The 4904-nt window shown below is 73.2% G+C and carries 3 protein-coding genes; all 3 read right to left on the reverse strand.

What is annotated here, in order from left to right:
* Positions 1-6: 6 nt before the first annotated feature.
* Positions 7-2445 carry a protein kinase domain-containing protein gene (locus ACLEQD_RS36855; RefSeq protein WP_410390571.1) on the reverse strand — a complete coding sequence of 813 codons (2439 nt, stop codon included), beginning with the start codon at positions 2443-2445 and terminating at the stop codon, positions 7-9.
* Positions 2446-2453: 8 nt separating this feature from the next.
* On the reverse strand, positions 2454-4241 hold the full coding sequence (locus ACLEQD_RS36860) for an FHA domain-containing protein (RefSeq protein ID WP_410390572.1): 1788 nt from the start codon (positions 4239-4241) through the stop codon (positions 2454-2456).
* Between the two features lie 35 nt (positions 4242-4276).
* On the reverse strand, positions 4277-4904 hold a 628-nt coding region (locus tag ACLEQD_RS36865; protein ID WP_410390573.1), incomplete at its 5' end, for an alpha-hydroxy acid oxidase.

Raw genomic sequence — 4904 nt, forward strand, 5'->3', positions numbered from 1 at the left:
GGTCCCTCAGCGTGCCCGGCACCGCGACGCCCGCCCTGCCCGCCTCCAGCGCGAAGCGGCCCTCGCGCTCCACCAGCGCGCCGGACTCGCGCAGCGTGCGGACCAGCTCCTCCACGAACAGCGGGATGCCGTCCGTGCGCGTGACAATCTCCTCCAGCGCCTCCGCGGACAGCGGGCCTCCGGCGGCGGCGCGGCCAGGCGCTCCACCTCCGCGCGGGCCAGGGCCCCCAGCTGCACCTGCGTCACCGCCGACGAGGCCCAGGGCGGCTCGAACTCCGGCCGCGCGCTGAACACCGCCAGCAGCCGCGACGAGGCCACCTCCTCCACCAGCGCCTTGAGCAGCTCCAGCGTGGAGGGGTCCGCCCAGTGCAGGTCCTCCATCGCCAGCACCACCGGCTGGCGCTCCGCCATCGCGGCCAGGAGCGACAGCAGCGCGTTGCGCGTGAGCTCCCGGTGCTTCAGGGGCGACACGTCCAGCGGCGCCCACCGCTCCGGCGGCAGCGGCAGGGACAGCAGCGCCGCGAACAGCGGCAGCGTCTCCGGCAAATCGAAGCTGTAGCCGGACAGCAGCGCCTCCAGGCCCGTCAGCCGGCCCTCGGGTGACAGGTCGCGGTTCGGGTCCAGCATCCGCGTGAGCAGGTCCACCACGGGCATGTACGCCTGGCCCACGCCGTCCTGCGTGCAGCGGGCCTCCAGCCACGTGTGGGGCTCCGCGCCCAGCCGGTCCCGCAGCTCGCGCGTGAGGCGCGACTTGCCGATGCCCGGCTCGCCGGAAATCAGCACCGCCTGCCCCTGCCCCGCGCGCACCTGCTCCCAGCGCGACAGCACCAGGTCCAGCTCCCGCGCGCGGCCCACCAGCGACAGCGCTTCGTCGGTGCCGCTCCACGTCGCGTCCGCGCCCTGGAGCACGAACGTCTCCAGGCCCGGGGGCAACAGCTCGTTCGGGGACGCGGGCACGCGCTCCAGCGGGAAGTGCTTGCGCACCAGCTGCTGCGTGTCGCCCGTGACGAGGATGGCCCCCGAAGGCGCGGAGGTGGACAGCCGGAAGGCCAGCTTCGGCGTGGTGCCCACCACGAAGCCCAGGCCGGAGAGCGTGGGGTCCCGCTGCTCGCGCGACACCACGAGGCCCGTGTGCACGCCCACGCGGATCTCCACCCGCGTGCCGCGCTCGGCTTCAATGGCGCGGCCGCGCCGCCGGACCTCCGCCACCATGTCCAGCGCCGCCTGCGCCGCACGGCGCGCGTCGTCCTCCCGCGCCGCCGGATAGCCGAAGTAGAAGAGGACGATGTCGCCCAGCGCGCTGGCGATGTGGCCGTTGTAGCGCCGGGCGATTTCGATGCAGACCTCCTGCTGGGCGCCCAGCACGTGGTCCAGCTCCTCGATGTCCACCGGCCCCGGCGCCGTCTGCGTGGCGGACAGCGTGCAGCACACCACCGTCAGCTGGCGGCGCTCCCCTTCCGCCCAGCGGCGCGCGCGCGTGGACAGCGCGTTGGGCGTGCGGCTGGACAGCTCCACCGTCGCCGTCTCCGCGTTGGGGGCCGCGGGCTGGATGCGCACGGGCGAGGGCCGGCGCGGCAGGTTGGACACGTCCACCGCCTCCAGCTGGCGCAGCAGCACCTCCGCGGACACCGTGCGCTGGGACGCGTCCTTCGCGGTGGCGCGCTGGAGCAGCTTGCCCAGCGGGTGCGCGGCGATGGCCGGGGGGATGGGCACCGGCTCCGTGGAGAGCTGCTGGAAGATGACCTCCGCGACGGTGGCGCCCTCGAAGACGCGCTTGCCGGTGAGGCACTCCAGGAACACCAGCCCCCACGCGTACAGGTCCGAGCGCGGCGTGGGCGCCTGCCCGCGCAGCTGCTCCGGCGCCGCGTACGACGGCGTGCCCAGCGACTCATTGGTGGACGTGATGCGCGGCTGGGGCTCCGAGCGCGTCAGTTCGTCCGTCACCGACCCGATGCCGAAGTCCAGCACCAGCGCGTTGCGCCGCGCGCCGGTGGGCACGACCATGATGTTCGCGGGCTTCAGGTCGCGGTGCACCACGTTCTGCGCGTGCGCGCACGCCAGCGCGTCCAGCAACTGGAGCATCAGGTGGCGCGTCTCCACGGGGTCCAGCACGCCCTCCTCCGCGAGCACCTGCGCCAGGTTCTTCCCCGGCACGAACTCGAAGATGGAGTAGACGGCGCCGCCCTGCGCCCGCCCGGAGTCGATGAGCCGCACGATGTTCGGGTGGTGCATCTGCGCGCACAGCTTCATCTCGCGCTCGAAGCGCGCGCTGCGGCGCTCCACGGACTCCGGCGTCGCGCCGTCCGTCAGCCGGAGCAGCTTCACCGCCACGTTCTGGCCGGTGGTCACCTGGCGGGCCTTGTAGACGCGGCCGAAGCCGCCCTCGCCCAGCTCCGACAAGAGCTCGTACCGGCCCTGGAAGGCGTCCAGCAGCTGTGGGTCCATGGGGTTCTTCATCGCGTTCCCGAGCCTCGCTCCATTGATGGCCGTCCCCCCCGCCTGGGCAGGGTGATGACGAACTCCGTGAACTCACCCGGCACCGTCTCCATGCGGAAGGTGCCCTGGTGGCCCTGCACGATGATGTCATGGCTGAGTGACAACCCCAGCCCCGTCCCCTGCCCCGGAGGCTTCGTGGTGAAGAAGGGGTCGAAGATTCTCGCCGCGCTCTCCAAGGGGATGCCCGGCCCGTTGTCGCGCAGCCGGACCTCCACCTGTTCCTGACGCGCGAGGGTGCGAACCTTGAGCACCGGCACGTACGTGGCGCCCTGCGTCTGGCGCCTCTGACGCATGGCGTAGAGCGCGTTGTCCACGACGTTGATGATGACGCGGCCCACGTCCGCGCGGTGGAGCTCCAGCCGGCCCACGGCCGGGTCGTACTCGGCCTCCAGGTGGACGGTCAGGGGCTCGCCCCGCATGCCGCCCTGTCCCAGCGCGACGCTCTCCGCGACCAGGGCGTTGAAGTCCACCGGCTCGCGCGGGCCGGGCGAGCGGCGCGCGTGCTGGAGCATGCCCTGGATGAGCGCGTCCGCGCGGCGGCCGTGCTCGTTGATCTTCTGGACGTTGGTGCGCAGGCACACGAGCGCCTCGTCCACGTCGCGCACGGAGTCCGGCGTCAGCCGGTCGCGCTGCGGCTCCATCACCGCGGCCAGGTCCTCCGTGAGGCCCACGGACAGGCCGGCGAAGTTGCTGATGAAGTTGAGCGGGTTGCGCAGCTCGTGCGCCATGCCGCCCACCATGGCCGCGAGCGAGGCCAGCTTCGCGTCCATGATGAGCTGCATGCGCTGCACCGTCTCCTGCTCGATGCGGCGGTAGAGCCGGGCGTTCTCCAGCGCGAGCGCCGCCTGTCCCGCGAACGCGACGAGGAAGTCCAGGTCGTCCTCGCAGAAGCTCTTGGGCGTGGAGACGTTGTCCACGTACAGCACGCCCAGCACCTCGTCCCGGGGCTTGAGCGGCACGCACATGGAGGCGCGGATGGAGCTGAAGATGACGGACTCCGCGGCGCCCAGGCGCGGGTCGTTCACCGCGTCGGAGAAGAGGGCCGCCACGCTCTTGCGCAGCACGAAGTCCACGATGTTCTGGCTGTAGATGGGCCCGCGCACGGCCGTGCCCTCGGCCGTCTTCGTCACGCGCGGCTCCAGCTTCCCGGTGTCCTCGTCCAGGAGCAGGATGACGCCCCGGTCCACGTGGAGGATCTGAAACGCCAGGTCCAGCACCTTGCCGGGCAGCGCCTCCAGGTCGTCCGTGACGGACAGCAGCTTCGCCACCTCCTGGAGGATGCGCATCCGCTCCCGGGCGCGCGTGGCCGCGCTGGCGGCCTCCGCCGCGGAGCGCTCCGGGTCGGACACCGCCTGCACCAGCGTCTTCAGCGGCACGCGGGTGAGCGCGCGCGTGAGCTGGGGACGGGGCTCGTCGGAGGCGCCGGCCGCCGCGCCGGGCTGGCCCGGGGCCACGGGCGGCGGCGGTTCGTGGGTGAGCAGGAAGACGAGCTCGCCCAGCGTCAGCGTGTCGCCGGGGCGCAGCTCCTTGCGGCGGATCTGCACGCCGTTGACGAAGGTGCCGTTCTTGCTCTGCAGGTCGGTGACGAAGAAGCGCCCGTCGGCCGGCTCGATGCGGGCGTGCTGGCGCGACAGGCTGCGGTGGGGGATGCAGATGCCCTGGTCATCCGCGCGGCCAATGGTGATGGGCGCGTCCCCCAGCGGGTAGGACAGCTCATCCGGCTGCCCTGGGTTGTAGACGAGCATCGGCACGGCCTTCAGACCCCCTCCAGCGTGGGAGCCTAGCCGAAAAGCCGGGGCGTGGACCGCCCCGGCCGACTCAGAAGGTCCTGCGCCGCAGCACCGACGCGTCCAGCGACGGGAGCGAGGCCGGCCGCGAGCGCCAGCGCCAGCGCCAGCTCCTCGCGCAGCAGCGACAGCAGGTGGCCCACGCCCTCCTCCCCGCCCGCCGCCAGCCCCCAGTACACCGGGCGGCCCACCAGCACCGCCTTCGCGCCCAGGGCCAGGGCCTTGAGCACGTCCGTGCCCCGGCGGATGCCGCCGTCCATCAGCACCTCGCAGCGGCCCTTCGCCGCGGCCACCACCTCCGGCAGCGCCTCCAGCGGGGGGATGGCCCCGTCCAGCTGCCGGCCGCCGTGGTTGGACACGATGACGCCGTCCACGCCCGCCGCCACCGCGCGCGCCGTGTCCTCCGCCGTCAGCACGCCCTTGAGGAGCACCGGCAGCTTCGACACCGAGCGCACCCACTCCACCGCCTCCCACGTGAGCGAGGGGTCGAAGTCGCGCGACGCGTGCGACGCGATGCCGGACTCACCGGAGGCGCGGGCCCCCAGCGCGGCGTTCACGCCCGCGTCGAAGTTGGCCGCGCGCACGTGGGCGGGCAGCCCGAAGCCGCTGCGCAGGTCCCGC

This window comes from Corallococcus sp. 4LFB, from assembly GCF_046520365.1.
Lineage (GTDB): Bacteria > Myxococcota > Myxococcia > Myxococcales > Myxococcaceae > Corallococcus > Corallococcus caeni.

Bases quoted from the DNA above. Each gene is read 5' to 3' on its own strand.
- ACLEQD_RS36855 (WP_410390571.1), bottom strand. From the start codon at position 2,445: ATGGACCCACAGCTGCTGGACGCCTTCCAGGGCCGGTACGAGCTCTTG.
- ACLEQD_RS36860 (WP_410390572.1), bottom strand. From the start codon at position 4,241: ATGCTCGTCTACAACCCAGGGCAGCCGGATGAGCTGTCCTACCCGCTG.